Source organism: Streptococcus cristatus (assembly GCF_003943815.1).
GTDB lineage: Bacteria > Bacillota > Bacilli > Lactobacillales > Streptococcaceae > Streptococcus > Streptococcus cristatus_F.
On record NZ_RJNA01000043.1, the window covers coordinates 1 to 1267 of the forward strand.

1 protein-coding gene is annotated in these 1267 nt (G+C 46.3%); it reads right to left on the reverse strand.

Annotation, left to right across the window (positions count from 1 at the left end):
- Positions 1-1267, reverse strand: a 1267-nt coding sequence (locus tag D8872_RS10610) for a collagen-flanked surface repeat-containing protein (RefSeq protein WP_446677441.1), incomplete at both ends; no start/stop codon positions are given.

Genomic DNA, 1267 nt, shown 5'->3' on the forward strand with positions numbered 1-1267 from the left:
GTTCTTATCAAGACCAACTTTAACAGTGTGCGTGCCGTTGTTATTATCGACAACTTGGGCTAATGATGGCTTACCATCTTCTCCTTTAGCACCAGTTGCACCTGTTGCGCCAGTGGCTCCAGTTTCACCTTTATCACCCTTAGCTCCGGTTGCACCTGTGGCACCAGTAGCACCGGTTGCGCCAGCTTTTCCATCCTTACCATCTTTGATGATTGTAGATGATGTTACTTCGTCTGGATCAAGCTCACCATTTCCGTTCTTATCAAGACCGACTTGAACTGTGTGTGTGCCATTGTTATTATCGACAACCTTAGCTAGTGGAGATTTACCGTCCTTACCGTCTTTAACGATGGTAGATGAGGTTACTTCATCTGGATCGAGCTGGCCGTTGCCGTTCTTATCAAGTCCAACTTTAACTGTGTGTGTACCGTTATTATTGTCCACAACTTGAGCTAATGATGGTTTTCCATCTTCTCCTTTAGCGCCAGTTGCGCCTGTAGCACCAGTCGCTCCGGTTGCCCCAGCTTTTCCATCCTTACCATCTTTGACGATAGTTGAAGATGTTACTTCATCTGGATCAAGCTCACCGTTACCGTTCTTATCAAGTCCAACTTGAACTGTGTGCGTGCCATTGTTATTATCGACAACCTTAGCTAGTGGAGATTTGCCATCCTTACCATCTTTAACAATGGTAGATGAGGTTACTTCATCTGGATCGAGCTGGCCGTTGCCGTTCTTATCAAGTCCAACTTTAACAGTATGAGTACCGTCGTTGTTGTCTACGACTTGAGCCAATGATGGCTTGCCATCTTCACCTTTTGCTCCTGTAGCTCCAGTTTCACCTTTATCGCCTTTAGCTCCGGCCGCACCTGTAGCACCAGTGGCACCGGTTGCGCCAGCTTTTCCATCCTTACCATCTTTGATGATAGTTGAAGATGTCACTTCGTCTGGATCCAACTCGCCATTACCATTCTTATCAAGTCCGACTTGAACAGTATGGGTACCGTTGTTGTTGTCTACAACCTTAGCCAATGGAGATTTACCATCCTTACCATCTTTAACGATGGTTGATGAGGTTACTTCATCTGGATCCAATTGGCCATTGCCGTTCTTATCAAGACCAACTTTAACAGTGTGCGTGCCGTTGTTATTATCGACAACTTGGGCTAATGATGGCTTACCATCTTCTCCTTTAGCACCAGTTGCACCTGTTGCGCCAGTGGCTCCAGTTTCACCTTTATCACCCTTAGCTCCGGTTGCACCTGTG